This is a genomic window from Rhodoferax saidenbachensis, assembly GCF_031457975.1.
In the GTDB taxonomy this organism is placed as follows: domain Bacteria; phylum Pseudomonadota; class Gammaproteobacteria; order Burkholderiales; family Burkholderiaceae_C; genus Allorhodoferax; species Allorhodoferax saidenbachensis_A.
Genome location: NZ_JAVDXO010000006.1, coordinates 62,970 through 77,590 on the forward strand (window position 1 = coordinate 62,970; position 14,621 = coordinate 77,590).

The window sequence follows — 14,621 nt, forward strand, 5'->3', positions numbered from 1 at the left end:
CCACACCTCTCATCCCATGCGCTTTTCCGTCTACCAGCTCAAGCCCCGTTTTCAGCAACTGCTGCAGCCTCTGCTGCAGCGCCTGGCACGCTGGGGCATCAGCCCCAACCAGCTCACACTGGCCACGATGGGCTTGATGCTGCTATACGGGGCCGCGCTGGCGCTGTGCCCTGGCAACCCGGCGCTTTGGGTTGGTTTGCCCTTGGTGCTGCTGGTGCGCATGGCGCTGAATGCACTGGACGGCATGCTGGCCAATGCCACGGGCCAAAAGACCCGGCTGGGCGCCGTGCTGAACGAGCTGTGCGACCAGGTATCCGACGCGGCGCTCTATCTGCCCTTTGCGCTGGCGCCCGGTGTGCATGCGGGGCTTCTGGTGGTCGTCGTGATGGCCGCTTCCTGGGCCGAATTCACCGGCCTTGCGGCGCTGGCCGTAGGCGCACAACGCCGCTTTGATGGACCCATGGGCAAAAGCGACCGCGCCGTTGCCTTTGGCCTGCTGGGGCTGATGGTGGGCTGCGCTGCCACGCCCGCGTGGACCCACAGCCTGCTTGTGGTGGTGCTGGTGCTGCTGGGCTGGACCGTGCGCAACCGCGTGCGGGCCGCCGTGAAAGCCGCGGACTGAGGCACTGCCTTAGATAGGACTACTGGCTGTTTCTTTGCGCGCCACAGACACCGTAAAAATCCCCTCCAACCCAATCTGGGTCGCCACCTTGCGGCAGCCTGCACTGGCCACCAGTGCATCCATTTCGGCCTGGGGCCGGGGTCGCATGGTCCAGGGCTGGCCCAGGTGGTTGTTCAGCGTCTTGGCGATGAGCACCAGCTGTGGATGCCAGGGCTGCCCGGTGTAGAGCAGATGACCACCGAGCTTGAGCTGGCGGGCCACGCCGCGCAGCGAACGCAGCACGGCCGCGTTGTCATTGAACAGCTCGTACAGGCCCGACACGATGACGATGTCGTAGGGCTCAGCGCCGTCGTCGTAGCTGGCGTCTGCAAAGGCGTCACGCAACTGCAATTCGGGTGCGTGTTTCAACTGCAGTTGATCGGCCAAACGCTGGGCTTGCTGCAGGTTGTGCTGGGCAAAGTCGCGCAGAGTGACGTGAATATCGCGGTCCTGAAACCGCTTCACCGTCTCCAGCACATAGCGGCCACCGCCTGCGGCAATGTCCAGAATGCGCAGCGGCATGCCAGCAGGATGCTGGGCAATCCGCTGCGCCAGAGCCTCCTGCATCTGCCAGCGGCGCAAACGAATGCCGCGCCAGCCAATGGCACCCAGGTAGCCGCCATCCACCACCTTGCCCACACCCCAGTCGCCCTGAGGTTGGTTGCCATACACATAGTCCAACGAGGCCCCTGAATCAAACCCATGCTCCAGCCCAATGCGCATGCCCTTGCTCAGCCGCCCCAGGGTGCCCAGCAGCAGCCGCTGCACGGCATAGAACGCACGCAGGGGCCAGGGGCCGATCTCGTCGCGCAGCAGCGCCTGGTACTGGCGCGCACTGGCGCTCTGGGTGTCGGCCGCGTGGTGGCGTGCGGCGGCCAGCGGTGCATGCGCAAAACAGGCGTCCACAAAGGCGCGCGCTTCCTGCACGGCCTGGTTGCGTACCGCATCGCTCTCGTAAAAGATGGCGTGGCGGCAGTCCTTGAGCACCACCATGCGCTTGAGGCTGGAGGACAGCCGTTCAAAGAACAGTTTTTGCGGCGCCTGCTTGACCACATAGTCCTGGTCGGCCACCAGCATCAGGATGGGCGTGTCAATCGCGCTGGCGTCGTGCACTACGCGCTGCGCAGTGTCGGCCAGGTTCAGCAACACGCGGGCCGAAATGTTTTTGGTGATGAGGGGGTCCGCGTCATAGGCCAGCGCCTGCTCCTTGGAGTGCGTGAGCATGGAGGCGCGGATGTAGCTGGTCACAAACAGGTCCTTCTTGAAACCCATGGCCAGGCGCAATGCTGGCTTGGCCAGCGGTACATAGAGGTTGATGTCAAAGGCCGCAGCCGCCATCACCACCCCGCGCACGCCCGGTGCGTAGTCGTGCAGCCAGGTGGCCGCCACCACTGCGCCCACGCTGTTGGCCACCACCAGCGTGTTGTGCGGCGCAATGCCATGGCGTGCCTGCACGTGGCGCACAAAGTCGTCGAAGTCCTGCACCAGGGTTTGGAAGCCGGGTGCATCACCCCGTTCGCCGGGCGAATGCCCATGGCCCCGTGCGTCCCAGGCAAAGGCCCAGTCCTGCGTATAGCCCAGTTGCTCCACCAGCGCCTGGATGCGGCCCGAATGCTCATGCCCGCGGTGCAGAAAGATCAGCGCCCGGGGACCCCCCTCTGCCTGCACGCGTGGCTGCTGTGGCTGCCATGCGCGGTAGAAAAGCCGGGTCTGGTCTTGGGTGTCAAACCCGGCTTCGCTACACGTCCACTCGGTAGAAGGCGTTGCATTCGTCATGGAGTTCCTGAGTGAGGGAGAAAAGATCGCGGTGGCCACGGTCAATACAGTGACCAGCGCAGTACGCAGTAGAGCAAAGGGGCCGTCAACACCAGGCTGTCAGCCCGGTCGAGTATGCCGCCGTGCCCGGGGATGAGGTTCGAGAAATCCTTGAGGCCCAGAAACCGTTTGGCCGCAGAGAACATGAGGTCCCCCAGAAAGCCGGCCAGCGACAACAACACCCCCAGCATGAGCAGAAAGGGGGCAGGCGCCAGCTGCAGGTGCAGGCCCAATGCCAGCGACACCAGCGCGCTGACCAACACGCCACCCGCCAGGCCGGCCCAGGTCTTGTTGGGACTGATGGTTTTGGCAATCTTGTGCCGTCCCAGGCTTTTGCCGCTGATGAACTGCGCCACATCGTTGAGCGCCGTCACGGCAAACAGGTAGAAGAACCAGGCTCTGCGCACCGGCGTATCCACGGGCAAGCGATCGAGTTGCAGCACAAAGGCCAGTCCGGCACACAGCAACAAAAAAAGCAGCCACAACAAACGCTGGCGATCGGGCCGCCAACGCCACAACAGCAACTGCAGCACGGCGAGGACCGGCACCAACACCATGGCGCCCGGCACCTCTGCACCCACCAGCAGCAACTGCAGCACCAGCAGCGCGGCACACGCCCACTGGAACCGTTGTGGTGCCGTACTGTGGTGCAAGGCCAGTTCGCGCCAGGCCAGCGCGGCAATCAGAACCAATAGCAATACAGGCCCCCAGGGGTACAGCGCCCAGGCCAGGCTGAACACCGGAAATATCCGCCACCAGGCGTTGACCTGCAAACGCAATGTGCCGCTGGGCGACGCCCGCCCTAGCCAGGTGACCACGGCCGATGCCGCTCCCAGCACAAGGTAGAGCACCAGCATGGCGGACACGGTGGCCCAGTCGAATACCAATCCCTGAAACACTTCTTCTCCCTGATGGCTTGCAGCAGCTTTAGAGTGTAGTAGTCGTGCGGCCTGGTCTGCAGCCCTGTGTGCCAGACCACTATTGCTATGATTTACATAGCTGCTAGCGCATACAGTACGCGGGCTAGATGCCTATTTGTCTTATAAACCGCAGCCGCGCAGGATCAGCGACACCACATGCTCGGTCGCGCGCTCAAAGTCTTTGGGGGTGAGGGCGTCCTGCTCCAGCACGGCGCAGATCTGCACGTCAAAGTCCGCATAGGTTTGGGTGGCGGCCCAGATGGTGAAGAACAGGTGCATGCCGTCCACCTTGGCCATGCGCCCGGCGTCCACCCAGGATTGCACCACGGCGGCCTTTTCCAGCAGCAGGGTGCGCAGTTCGGTGGCCAGCAGGCTTTTCACCACGGGGGCGCCATGCAGCAGTTCGTTGGCCCAGACCTTGGAGCCGTCGGGCCGCTGGGCGGAGAGCAGCATCTTGTCGCGGATGTACTGGGACAAGGCGGTCTTGGGGTCGGCCTCTACGGTGATGCCGTGGGTGGGCACCAGCCAGTCGTTCAGGATGCGGGCCAGCACCTCGCGGTACAGCACTTCCTTGCTGCCAAAGTAGTAATGCAGGTTGGCTTTGGGCAGGCCGCTGGCTTCGGCCATGGCGGCCATGGTGGCGCCACCGAAACCGGCGCGCGCAAACACCTTCTCGGCCGCAGAAAGTATCAGGGCCTCATTCGTCTGGCGAATGAGGCCCTTGGGAGCATCGGCAACGTGGTTCATGTCGCCGATTATTCAATCACTTTTGCGCAGCATCATAGATGGCATGCGAATACGCAGCCTTGCCCGGGTCTTTCTTGATCACGGGGTCGCTGCCACCAGCCAGCAAGACCTTGACGGTGCGCTCGTAGGCGGCAGGTTCCAGGTAACCAATTTTCTTGGTGCCGGCGTTGGTGATCAGCTTGGCCACGTTTTCCATCTGGCGCTTTTGCACCTTCAGGCTGGCACTGCCGGACGTATCCGCAGCCACCACGGCCTTGGCGGCACCTTCAGGGTCTTTCACCGCGGCGTCCCAACCCTTGAGAGTGGCCTTCAGGAACTTGCCCATCTTGGCGACAAAGGCGGGGTCCTTGAGGTTGTCTTCCAGCACATACAGGCCGTCTTCCAGCGTGGCCACGCCTTCTTTTTCATAGAAGAAGGTGACCAGGTCTTTCTCTTTCACACCGGCGTCCACCACTTGCCAGTACTCGTTGTAAATCATGGTGGAAATACAGGCGGCCTGGTTTTGCAACAGCGGGTCGACGTTGAAGCCCTGCTTGAGGATCTTGATGTCGGAGTCGGTCTTCAGACCCAGCTTGCCCATCCAGTTGAGGAAGGGGTATTCGTTGCCGCCATACCAGACGCCCAGGGTCTTGCCCTTGAAGTCTTTCGGGCTGGCCACGCCGCTGGACTTTTTGCAGGTCAGCATCAAGCCGGACTGGTTGAACACCTGGGCCACGTTGACCAGGGGCACACCTGCTTCGCGCGCGGCCAGGGCCGAGGGCATCCAGTCCACCACGATGTCGGCTTGCTTGCCGGCAATCACCTGCGTGGGCGCAATGTCAGGGCCACCGGGTTTGATGGCCACGTCCAGGCCGGCGTCTTTGTAGAAGCCCTTGGCCGCGGCCACGTAGTAGCCGGCAAACTGGGCTTGCGGCACCCACTTGAGCTGCACAGTCACCTTGTCGGCGGCCTGCGCGGCAAAGCCGGCAGCGGCCAGCGCCAGAACCAGCAGGCTCTTGGCGCATTGGGAAGAACGAATCATGGAAAGCTCCTTCTACGGGTTAATGGAAAAACGTAACACAGACCAAGCGCGGGCTCACCCTTCGCGCACTGAGGGATGCCAGAACGCCGCGCGGCGCTCCAGCTGTACTAGCAAGGCATAGGCCACCGAACCGGTCACCGCCGCCACCACAATCGCGCCCCAGACCAGCGGCATGTTCATGCGCGCGGCCTCGGTGGAAATACGGAAGCCCAGACCCGAGGTGGGCGAGCCAAAAAACTCGGCCACGATGGCGCCAATGAGGGCCAGCGTGGCGTTGACCTTGAGCGCGCCAAAGATAAAGGGCAGCGCGGCGGGCAGGCGCAGCGCCAGCAGCGTGCGCGGATAGCTAGCGGCGTAGCTATACATCAGCTCGCGCTCCAGCTTGCCCGCAGCCTGCAGGCCGGCCAGCGTGGACACCAGCATGGGGAAGAAGGTCATGAGCACCACCACCGCCGCTTTGGATGGCCACTCAAAACCAAACCACATGACGGCAATGGGTGCCACGCCCACCAACGGAATGGCGCTGGTGAGCGAGGCCACGGGCAACAGGCCACGTTGCAGGAACGGCATGCGGTCAATGGCCACCGCCACGGCAAAACCCAGGCCGCAGCCCAGGGCCCAACCAATCAGCACGGCCTTGCCCACGGTCTGCACAAAGTCACCCCAGAGCTTGGGCGCATGGTCGCCAATGGAACCAATCACCAAGCTGGGTGCGGGCAGCAGCACGCGCGGCACATCGAGTGCGCGCACCAGGATTTCCCAGAACACCACGACCCACACGCCAAACAGCGCGGCCGTGGTCATGCCCACCCAGCGGCTGCCGTTGACGGCCGCCATGCGGTAGACGCTGTAGCCCGCCACCAGCGCCAGGAGCAGCATGCCGGGCCAGAACCAGACGGTATTGCTCATACGCCCCCCCGGCTGCGCAGCACCAGGCGCTCCACAGCGGCCACGATGCCGGTGAGTGCCAAGCCCAGCAGCGCCGACATGACCAGCGCTGACCAAATTTGCACGGTCTGCCCGTAGTACGAGCCCGTGAGCAGGCGCGCACCCAGGCCGGCCTGCGCCCCCGTGGGCAACTCCGCCACCATGGCGCCCACCAGGCCCGCTGCCACGCCCACGCGCAACGCGGGGAACAGGAAGGGCAAGGCCGCAGGCAAACGCAACAGCCACAGTGACTGCCAGCGTGACGCGGCATAGGTGTGCATCATTTCCGTCTCAATCTTTTGCGGCGAACGCAGGCCCTGCACCATGGCCACAGTGACCGGGAAAAAACACAGGTACATGGCGATGAAGGCCTTAGGCGCGGTGCCTGAAAAGCCCAAGCTGCCCAGCACCACCAAGACGATGGGCGCAATGGCCAGCACCGGCACGGTTTGCGAGGCCACGATCCAGGGCAGCAGCGCCTTGTCCAGCGTGCGGCTATGCACGATGAGCACGGACAGCAGCAGGCCCAGCGCCGTGCCCATGGCAAACCCCAGCAGCGTGGACTGGCCGGTGACGATGACGTGGTAAATCAGGTTGCGGGGCGAGTCCACGGGCCACTCGGTCAGGCTCTCATAGAAGTCCATGGCCACCTGGTGGGGCGCGGGCATCAGCGGGCGCTCCATGGTCATGGTGGCCTCGAACAGCTCCATTTGGGTGTAACCGGCTTCTTCGTCCAGCACGCGCTCGATGGCGCCCGGGGCGTTCAGGGCCCAGGCCGCGCCATACCAGGCCAGCACCACGGCCAGCAGCACCACCGCGACGGGCAGCCAGTCGTGCAGCGCGCGTTGGGACAACGTTTTAGTGGTGGCCATCGGCAAGGGCTTCGCGTACTTCATGGGCCAGCGCGACAAACTCCGGCGTGTCACGCAGGCCCAGATGGCGCTCGTTCGGCAAGGTGGAGTCGATCACCTTGACGATGCGCCCCGGGCGCGGCGACATGACCACGATCTTGGTGGAGAGGTAGACCGCCTCAGCAATGCTGTGCGTCACAAACACCACGGTGCGGCGCTCGCGCTGCCAGAGCTGCTGCAGCTGTTCGTTGAGCCGGTCGCGGGTGATCTCGTCCAGCGCGCCAAAGGGCTCGTCCATCATCAGAATCTTGGGCTCGAACGACAGCGCGCGCGCAATCGACACGCGCTGCTGCATGCCGCCCGAGAGCTGCCAGGGGTACTTGCCCTCAAAGCCCTTGAGGCCCACGCGCTCCAGGTGCTCCATGGCGATGCGCCTGGCGTCTGCCTTGCCTTTACCCTGGATCTGCAAGGGCAAGGTCACGTTGGCCAGCACGTTGCGCCAGGGGAACAGCGCTGGCGCCTGGAACACATAGCCATAGGCCCGCGCCAAGCGGGCGTCGTGCGGACTCACGCCGTTGACCAGCACTTCACCGGCGCTGATCTTTTCCAGATCAGCAATCACGCGCATCAGCGTGGTCTTGCCGCAGCCGCTGGGGCCAATCAGCGAGACAAATTCGCCTTCATGGATATCGAAGCAGATGTCGCTCAGCGCGTGGACCGGGGTGTCTGCCGTTTGGTAGACCACGCTGGCATTGCGCACTTCCACGGCTTTGCGCGCTGGCGTGCCAGCGGGTGGGGGGGCGAGCTGCCCGTTCAGTGCTTCGGAATGGTTCATTGACACGCAGTGGGTTGGGTCATGGCCGCACCAAAACAGGTCACGGCCACCGATTCATCGCTCACAACCTAACCAATTGGTCAAGTTATAGGTCGATACTAGCCAGTTCCGTGCCAGTCACACCACTGGGGTTTGTACGGGGACCGCAGGCGCCGTCGTCAGCTAGGCCTGCGGTTTGACGATGGGCTGCAGGCGGCCCAGTTTGTGGGCCAGTTCAATGGCCGAGCTCACGCCCATCTTCTCAAAGATGTTGGCGCGGTGGAACTCCACCGTGCGCGGGGTGATGCCCAGGTGGTCGGCGATGTTCTTGTTGTAGTGGCCCAGGATGAGCTGGTCCAACACCTCGCGTTCGCGCGGGCTGAGGGACGCCAGTGCATAGCGCAGGCGGTGGGCTTCCTGGTTGGCGTCGCCATCGGCGGCGGCGGCGGCCAGGGCCTGCTCCACGCGGTCCACCAGCACGTTGTCCTGGAAGGGCTTTTCCAAAAAATCCCAGGCGCCGTTTTTCACGGCCGCCACGGCCATGCCGACATCGCCATTGCCGGTCAAAAACAACACCGGCCAGGGACAGGCCTGGGCCTTGAGCTGCTCGAACACCTGCAGCCCGGTCATGGGCGCCATGCGGATGTCCAGCAGCACGACGGCGTGTGGCCACTGGCCGTGCAGGGCCTTGGTGGCTTCCAGAAACGGGGGGCCGCTGTCCCAGGTCGCGGCCTTGTGGCCCCGCGAGTCGAACAGCCACGCCAGACCGTCCCGCACGTCGGGGTCGTCGTCAACAATGTGGATGGCTGCGCTGGTCATAGGGTGTCTGCCTCGGGCCTGTATTGTGCCGCCAGGGGCAGCTCCACCGTGAAGCGGGCGCCGCCCAGCACGGGATCACGGTCCACCGCGATCTGGCCGTGGTGCGCCTCGACGATGGAACGGCAAATCGCCAGCCCCATGCCCATGCCACCGTCCTTGGTGCTGTAGAAGGCCTCAAACACGTGCTCGCGGTCTTCCTCGTGCACGCCCGCCCCCGAGTCGGCCACGCTGAGCACGGCCACCTGACGGGCCGTATCGGCCTGCACACGCACCTGCACTTGGGCGGGCCCACTGCCCTGGGCCGCAGACTCCTGCGCATTGCCCACCAGGTTGTTGACCAGATGCTCCAGCAGCAGCTCGTCCGCCTCAATCCATACCGGGCCTGCGGCGTCGATGCCAGTGGGCACCACGCGCTGCAGCACCGCCACCAGGTCCAGGCGTTGCAGCGAGATTTCGCGCCGCCGCGCTATCGCGTTGACGCGCTGGATGATGCGCCCTGCCTTCTCGGCCAAGCCCGCCATGCGGGTGATCACGGGCACCGTCTCCTGGGGGCTGATGCTGCCCGCGTGCAGGCGGTTCAACAGGCCCGTGGCAAAACTGTTCAGCGCCCCCAGCGGCTGGTTGAGTTCATGCGCCAGCGTGGACGCCACTTCGCCCACGGCCACCAGGCGGCCCGTGGCCTCCACGCGCTCTTGCTGCTGCGCCGCCAGGCGCTGCGCGCGCTTGCGCTCGCTGATGTCCAACACCGAACTCATCCACCCCAGGTGCGTGCCATCGGCGGCGTGCAATGGCGCTTCGTGAATCAGCACATCAATCAGATGGCCGCTGCGATGCTGAAACTGCACTTCGATGCCCTGGCCCTGTGTGCCTTTCTCCAAGATGTGGTCATGCACCTGCTGCAGGCGGCTGTGGTCCTGTGGCCAGTAGGGCATGGGAGCCGACTCGCCCACCAGCTCCTGTGCCGCATAGCCCACCATGCGACAAAAAGCCTCATTCACATAGAGCACCTTGCCACCCAGGTCCCAAGCGCGCAGGCCGATGGTCACCGAGTTCTCCATGGCAGTGCGCAGGGCCACTTCGGCCTGCAAGTGGGCCTGCACCTGCTGGCGTTTCACAATGTCGCGGCGCAATGCCCACAGGCTGACCAGCATGCCCCCCAGAAACACCATGGCCACCAGCAGGAACATACGGGGCACCGTGGCAGGTTGTTCCTGCACCGGGGTCACTTCCAGAAACACATCGGAGCCAGCCAGATTCATGGCGGCACGGTAAGAGCGCAGCCCTGCCGAAGCCACGGACGGAACCCCTTCGTCCAGCACCAGCCGCACAGTATGGTCCTTGGAAAACCAGTCTGGCACCAGTGCACGCACGGCTTGGTTCAGCGAGAGTTCGGCCACGTAGTTGCCAACAAACTGGCCGCGCTCAAAATAAGGAACCGCCAGCCATACGGTGTCCGTAATCGCGCCATTGGCCTCCAGCATGGGGCCCGCATAGGCCGAGCGGCGCAGGCCGCGCGTGGTGGCCTGCATGGTGGCCAAGGCCTGGGCGTTTTGCACATGGGTACGCTCATCGACCAACCAGCGCGAGGGCAAGGGCGTCTGCACGGCACCCACCCAGCCCTGGTCCAGCAGCACACCAGGTTCACGCCAGAGCAGGCCGCCTTGCACGTCCACCGACTGCCGCGCCGCTACGCGCAAGTCTTCTTCCAGCCGACGGAAATGAAACTGCACACTCTGCTCCAACCACTGGGCGTCGGCCGCCTGGCGGCGCGCATCTTCTTCGGTTTCAAAGTGCTGCAGGTACAGCACCAGCGCCACCACCGAGGCCACCACCAGCGCCAGAAACCCCAACAACCACAGGCCCGGCCAGGGGTTGCGCGCAGCACCACCTTGGTTCTCGTTTCGCAGCAGGGCGAAATCGAATGTGGGGTCTTGTGAGTGGTCGGGCATGGGGTGAGAGGTCGGGTGCACTCGCATAATAGCGGCCATGCCTGCCCTGCTACCGCCCGCCGATTTGCGCCGCCGCCAGTGGCTGCAAACGGCTGTCAGTCTGGCTGCAGCGGCCATGCCGCTGCGTGGCCGGGCCGCCGCGGGCACCACCATCCGCCTGTCGCATGTGGTGGCACAAGACACGCCCAAGGGCATGGCACTGGAGCGTTTTCGCACCCTGGTGGAAGAGCGCACAGCACAGCGCATTCGGGTGCAGATTTTTCCGCAGGGCCGGCTGTATGGCGACCAGGATGAGATGCAGGCGCTGCAGCTGGGTGCCATCGACATGGTGGCCCCCTCGCTGTCCAAGTTCGGACCCATTGGCTTCCCCGAGTTCGAACTGTTTGACCTGCCGTTTCTGTTCAACAGCGTGACCGATGTCCGGCACATCACCCAGGGACCGGTGGGCCAGCGCCTGCTGAACGGACTGAGCCGCCAACGGCTGCTGGGCCTGGGCTACTTTGACAACGGCTTCAAACACATGAGTGCCAACCATGCTCTGCTGGAGCCCGCGCACTTTGCGGGCCTGCGCATGCGGGTGCAATCGTCGCGCGTGATTGCACAGCAAATGCGGGCGCTGGGCGCCTGGCCCATCACCCTGCCGTTCAGTGAAACCCGGCGGGCGCTTGAGACCGGCGTGGTGGACGGCACCGAAAACCCGGTCTCCAACTTCTACACCCAGGGCATGCAGGCCGTGCAAAGCGACCTGAGCCTGACCGAGCATGGCTACCTGGGCTATGCCGTGGTGGCGCACCAGCGCTTCTGGCTGGGCCTGCCTGCGGCCGACCGGACCCTGGTGCAGGACGCCCTGCGCGAGGCCCTGGCGTTTGGCAACGACATTGCCGATGCCCACAACGACAAGGCCTTGGCCGCCCTGCATGTGACCGGCGCCGTGCGCATCCACACGCCCACTGCCGCGCAACGCCTGCGATTCAAAGCCGCGGTCATGCCAGTGCATGCCGACCTGGCGCGGCGTATCGGCCAGCCCTGGCTGGACGCGGTGCGCGAGGCCTTGCCTCCAGCCTAGGCCGGGTAAACCCTAGCTGTTGAACGCCACAGTTACCTCCTTGCGGCGTCATGACTAACCTTCGCCGGGTTCGTTTTTGACATTGATTCCACAAGGAGACACCATGAAACTCAAACTCATCCTGGCCAGCGCCCTGTTGGCCGCCGGCTGCGCCGTCAGCGCCCAAACCGTCATCAAATTCAGCCACGTGGTGGCGGCCGACACGCCCAAAGGCAAGGCCGCCGAGTTCTTCGCCAAGAAGGCTGCGGAACTGACCAAGGGCAAGGTGAAGGTCGAGGTCTACGCCAACAGCACGCTGTACAAGGACAAGGAAGAACTCGAAGCCCTGCAGATTGGTGCAGTGCAGATGCTGGCTCCCTCACTGGCCAAGTTCGGCCCCCTGGGTGTGAAGGAATTCGAGATCTTCGACTTCCCCTTTATCTTTGACGACACGGCCGACCTGCACAAGGTGACCCAAGGCCCCGTAGGCACCGGCCTGATGGCCAAGCTGGAGCCTCGCGGCATCAAGGGCCTGGCGTTTTGGGACAACGGCTTCAAGTCGTTCTCGGCCAACACGCCGATCAAGACCCCAGCCGACCTGAAGGGCAAGAAGCTGCGCATCCAATCGTCCAAGGTGCTGGAAGAGCAAACCCGCGCGCTAGGCGCCATTCCCCAGGTGATGGCGTTTGCCGAGGTGTACCAAGCGCTGCAGACCGGCGTGGTAGACGGCACCGAGAACCCCATCTCCAACTTCTACACACAAAAGATGCACGAGGTGCAAAAACACCTCACCATCACCAACCACGGCTACCTGGGCTATGCGGTCATCGTGAACAAGAAGTTCTGGGACGCCCTGCCAGCCGACGTGCGCGGCCCGCTGGAACAGGCCATGAAAGAAGCCACGGTGTATGCCAACAAGATTGCGCAGGATGAGAACGACCTGGCGCTGGATGGCGTGAAGAAGAGCGGCAAGACCACGGTGTACGTGCCCACCAAGGAAGAGCGCATGGCGTTCAAGAAAGCCTTGGTACCCGTGCACGCCAAGATGGCCGAGCGCGTGGGGAAAGACACCCTGGACGAGGTCTACAAAGAAACCGCGTTTGACCCTGCCAAGCTCTGAGTTGCGCCATGAAGTTTCTTGACCACCTGGAGGAATGGCTCATCGCCTTCCTCATGGCAGGGGCCACCCTGCTGATTTTCTTTGCGGTGATCCACCGCTACCTGGCTGGCATGCCGATTCCCTATGTGCAGGACTGGATGCTGTCCCTGCACTTTGGCTGGGCGCAAGAGCTCTGCATCATCATGTTCGTGTGGATGGCCAAATTTGGCGCAGCCTATGGTGTGCGCACCGGCATCCACGTGGGTGTGGATGTGGTGATCAACCGCATGGACGCCAAGCTGCGGCAGAAGTTTGTGCTGTTTGCCCTGCTGGCGGGTGCCGTGTTCACCGGCACCATCGCAGGTCTGGGCGCCCAGTTTGTCTGGGACAACGGCGCCCACCAGGCCATCTTCAGCTGGCTGGGCTTAGCCACCGACGCACTGCCCGTGGGTCCCACCACGCCCGACCTGGAATGGCCGACCTGGATGGTGTATTCCGCCATCCCGCTGGGCTCTTCGTTGATGTCTTTCCGGTTCCTACAGGTGGCGTGGAACTTCCACCAGACCGGTGAACTGCCGCACCACGACCACGCACACGTAGACGGCGTGGAAGACGCCGCCCCCCTGCACACCGGTGCACACACCCCAGGAGTGGTGAAACCATGAACGCAGCGATTATTTTCGGGCTCTTGATTGCCCTCATGCTCACGGGCATGCCGATCTCCGTCTCGCTAGGCCTGACGGTGCTGACCTTCATCCTGACGATGACGCAGGTGCCCCTGGAATCGGTGGCGCTCAAGCTGTTCACCGGCATGGAGAAGTGGGAAATCATGGCGATTCCCTTCTTCATCCTGGCGGGCAACTTTCTGACCCACGGCGGTGTAGCCAGGCGGATGATCAACTTCGCCACCTCGCTGGTGGGCCACTTCCATGGTGGCTTGGCATTGGCAGCCATTCTGGCCTGCGCGATGTTTGCGCTGGTCTGCGGCTCCAGCGTGGCCACCGTCGTGGCCATTGGCTCCATCGTGTTGCCTGCCATGGTGGCGCACGGCTACCCCATGCGCTTTGGTGCCGGCGTGATCATCACCGCGGGTTCGCTGGGCATCCTGATGCTGCCCTCCATCCCCAAGGTGATCTACGCCATCTCCACCAACACCTCCATTGGTGCACTGTTTGTGGCCGGACTACTGCCTGGCACGCTGCTCACACTGATGCTGGGCGCGGTGACCTGGTACATCGCCAAGAAGAACGGCTACCCCCGTCTGCCCCGTGCGGGTTGGGGTGAGCGCCTCATGGCGTTCCGCAAAAGTGCCTGGGGCCTGATGCTGGTGGTGATCATTGTGGGTGGCATTTACTCTGGCATCTTCACGGCCACGGAGGCGGCCGCCATGGCTGCGGTGTATTCGTTCTTTGTGTCTGTGTTCGTGTACCGCGACATGGGATTCAAGGACGTGCCCAAGGTGCTGCGCGAGTCTGCCAATATGTCTGCGATGCTGCTGTACATCATCACCAACGCCGTGCTGTTCTCGTTTGTCCTGACCAACGAAAACCTGCCGCAGCGCGTGGCCGACTGGATGCTGGGCATGGACCTGGGACAGCACGGTTTCCTGTTCGTGGTGAACTTGGTGCTGCTGGCCGCCGGCAACTTCATGGAGCCGTCTTCCATCATCCTGATCATGGCGCCCATCTTTTTCCCGGCCGCCATGCAGCTGGGTATCAACCCGGTGCATTTCGGCATCCTGATCGATGTGAACATGGAAGTCGGGCTGTGCCACCCACCGGTGGGGCTGAACCTGTATGTGGCGTCCGGCATCTCGCGGCTGGGCATCACCGAACTCACCAAGGCCGTGATGCCGTGGCTGGGCACCATGGTGGTATTCCTGGTCATCGTCACGTACTGGCCGTGGCTAACGCTGGTGGTTCCCAAAGCCATGGGCATGCTTTAGCATAGGGC

Annotated in this window: 14 protein-coding genes; 5 read left to right on the top strand and 9 right to left on the bottom strand. The window is 63.6% G+C overall.

Features of this window, described 5'->3' with window-relative positions; all coding sequences use genetic code 11:
* The first annotated feature begins 16 nt into the window (after nt 1-16).
* On the top strand, nt 17-622 hold the full coding sequence (locus J2X15_RS13625; RefSeq protein ID WP_310343748.1) for a CDP-alcohol phosphatidyltransferase family protein: 606 nt from the start codon (nt 17-19) through the stop codon (nt 620-622).
* A 9-nt stretch (nt 623-631) separates the two neighbouring features.
* Here J2X15_RS13625 and J2X15_RS13630 read toward each other — a convergent pair whose 3' ends face one another.
* From J2X15_RS13630 to J2X15_RS13670, 9 genes are all read right to left on the bottom strand, one after another.
* On the bottom strand, nt 632-2,437 hold the full coding sequence (locus tag J2X15_RS13630; protein ID WP_310343750.1) for a bifunctional alpha/beta hydrolase/class I SAM-dependent methyltransferase: 1,806 nt from the start codon (nt 2,435-2,437) through the stop codon (nt 632-634).
* A gap of 41 nt (nt 2,438-2,478) precedes the next feature.
* Complete coding sequence (locus tag J2X15_RS13635) at nt 2,479-3,375, bottom strand: phosphatidate cytidylyltransferase (RefSeq protein ID WP_310343752.1); 897 nt, start codon at nt 3,373-3,375, stop codon at nt 2,479-2,481.
* 141 nt (nt 3,376-3,516) lie between these two features.
* Nucleotides 3,517-4,143: a TetR/AcrR family transcriptional regulator gene (locus J2X15_RS13640; protein WP_310343754.1), complete on the bottom strand. Its 627-nt coding sequence runs from the start codon at nt 4,141-4,143 to the stop codon at nt 3,517-3,519.
* A gap of 16 nt (nt 4,144-4,159) precedes the next feature.
* The gene (locus tag J2X15_RS13645; protein ID WP_310343755.1) at nt 4,160-5,164 is read right to left on the bottom strand and encodes an ABC transporter substrate-binding protein; all 1,005 of its coding nucleotides are present in this window, start codon (nt 5,162-5,164) and stop codon (nt 4,160-4,162) included.
* A gap of 54 nt (nt 5,165-5,218) precedes the next feature.
* Nucleotides 5,219-6,073, bottom strand: coding sequence for an ABC transporter permease (locus J2X15_RS13650; protein ID WP_310343756.1), 855 nt, complete (start codon nt 6,071-6,073; stop codon nt 5,219-5,221).
* Complete coding sequence (locus tag J2X15_RS13655) at nt 6,070-6,963, bottom strand: ABC transporter permease (RefSeq protein WP_310343758.1); 894 nt, start codon at nt 6,961-6,963, stop codon at nt 6,070-6,072. Before J2X15_RS13655 ends, J2X15_RS13650 begins: the two co-directional genes overlap by 4 nt.
* Complete coding sequence (locus tag J2X15_RS13660) at nt 6,950-7,777, bottom strand: ABC transporter ATP-binding protein (protein ID WP_310343759.1); 828 nt, start codon at nt 7,775-7,777, stop codon at nt 6,950-6,952. The genes J2X15_RS13655 and J2X15_RS13660 overlap by 14 nt, the downstream gene beginning before the upstream one ends.
* 162 nt (nt 7,778-7,939) lie before the next feature.
* Nucleotides 7,940-8,575 carry a response regulator transcription factor gene (locus tag J2X15_RS13665; RefSeq protein WP_310343761.1) on the bottom strand — a complete coding sequence of 212 codons (636 nt, stop codon included), beginning with the start codon at nt 8,573-8,575 and terminating at the stop codon, nt 7,940-7,942.
* Entirely contained in the window at nt 8,572-10,524 is a 1,953-nt protein-coding gene (locus tag J2X15_RS13670; RefSeq protein ID WP_310343763.1) for a two-component system sensor histidine kinase NtrB, read from the bottom strand. The genes J2X15_RS13665 and J2X15_RS13670 overlap by 4 nt, the downstream gene beginning before the upstream one ends.
* A 37-nt stretch (nt 10,525-10,561) precedes the next feature.
* Here J2X15_RS13670 and J2X15_RS13675 point away from each other — a divergent pair, with 37 nt between their 5' ends.
* The 4 genes from J2X15_RS13675 (at nt 10,562) to J2X15_RS13690 (ending at nt 14,613) form a co-directional block, all read left to right on the top strand.
* Entirely contained in the window at nt 10,562-11,590 is a 1,029-nt protein-coding gene (locus tag J2X15_RS13675; RefSeq protein WP_310343765.1) for a DctP family TRAP transporter solute-binding subunit, read from the top strand.
* A 103-nt stretch (nt 11,591-11,693) separates the two neighbouring features.
* Nucleotides 11,694-12,689, top strand: coding sequence for a TRAP transporter substrate-binding protein (locus J2X15_RS13680; protein ID WP_310343767.1), 996 nt, complete (start codon nt 11,694-11,696; stop codon nt 12,687-12,689).
* An 8-nt stretch (nt 12,690-12,697) separates the two neighbouring features.
* A complete protein-coding gene (locus J2X15_RS13685) occupies nt 12,698-13,333 on the top strand; it encodes a TRAP transporter small permease (protein ID WP_310343769.1) in 636 nt (211 codons plus the stop codon).
* Nucleotides 13,330-14,613, top strand: a complete 1,284-nt coding sequence (locus tag J2X15_RS13690; RefSeq protein ID WP_310343770.1) for a TRAP transporter large permease — start codon at nt 13,330-13,332, stop codon at nt 14,611-14,613. Before J2X15_RS13685 ends, J2X15_RS13690 begins: the two co-directional genes overlap by 4 nt.
* Nucleotides 14,614-14,621 lie beyond the last annotated feature (8 nt).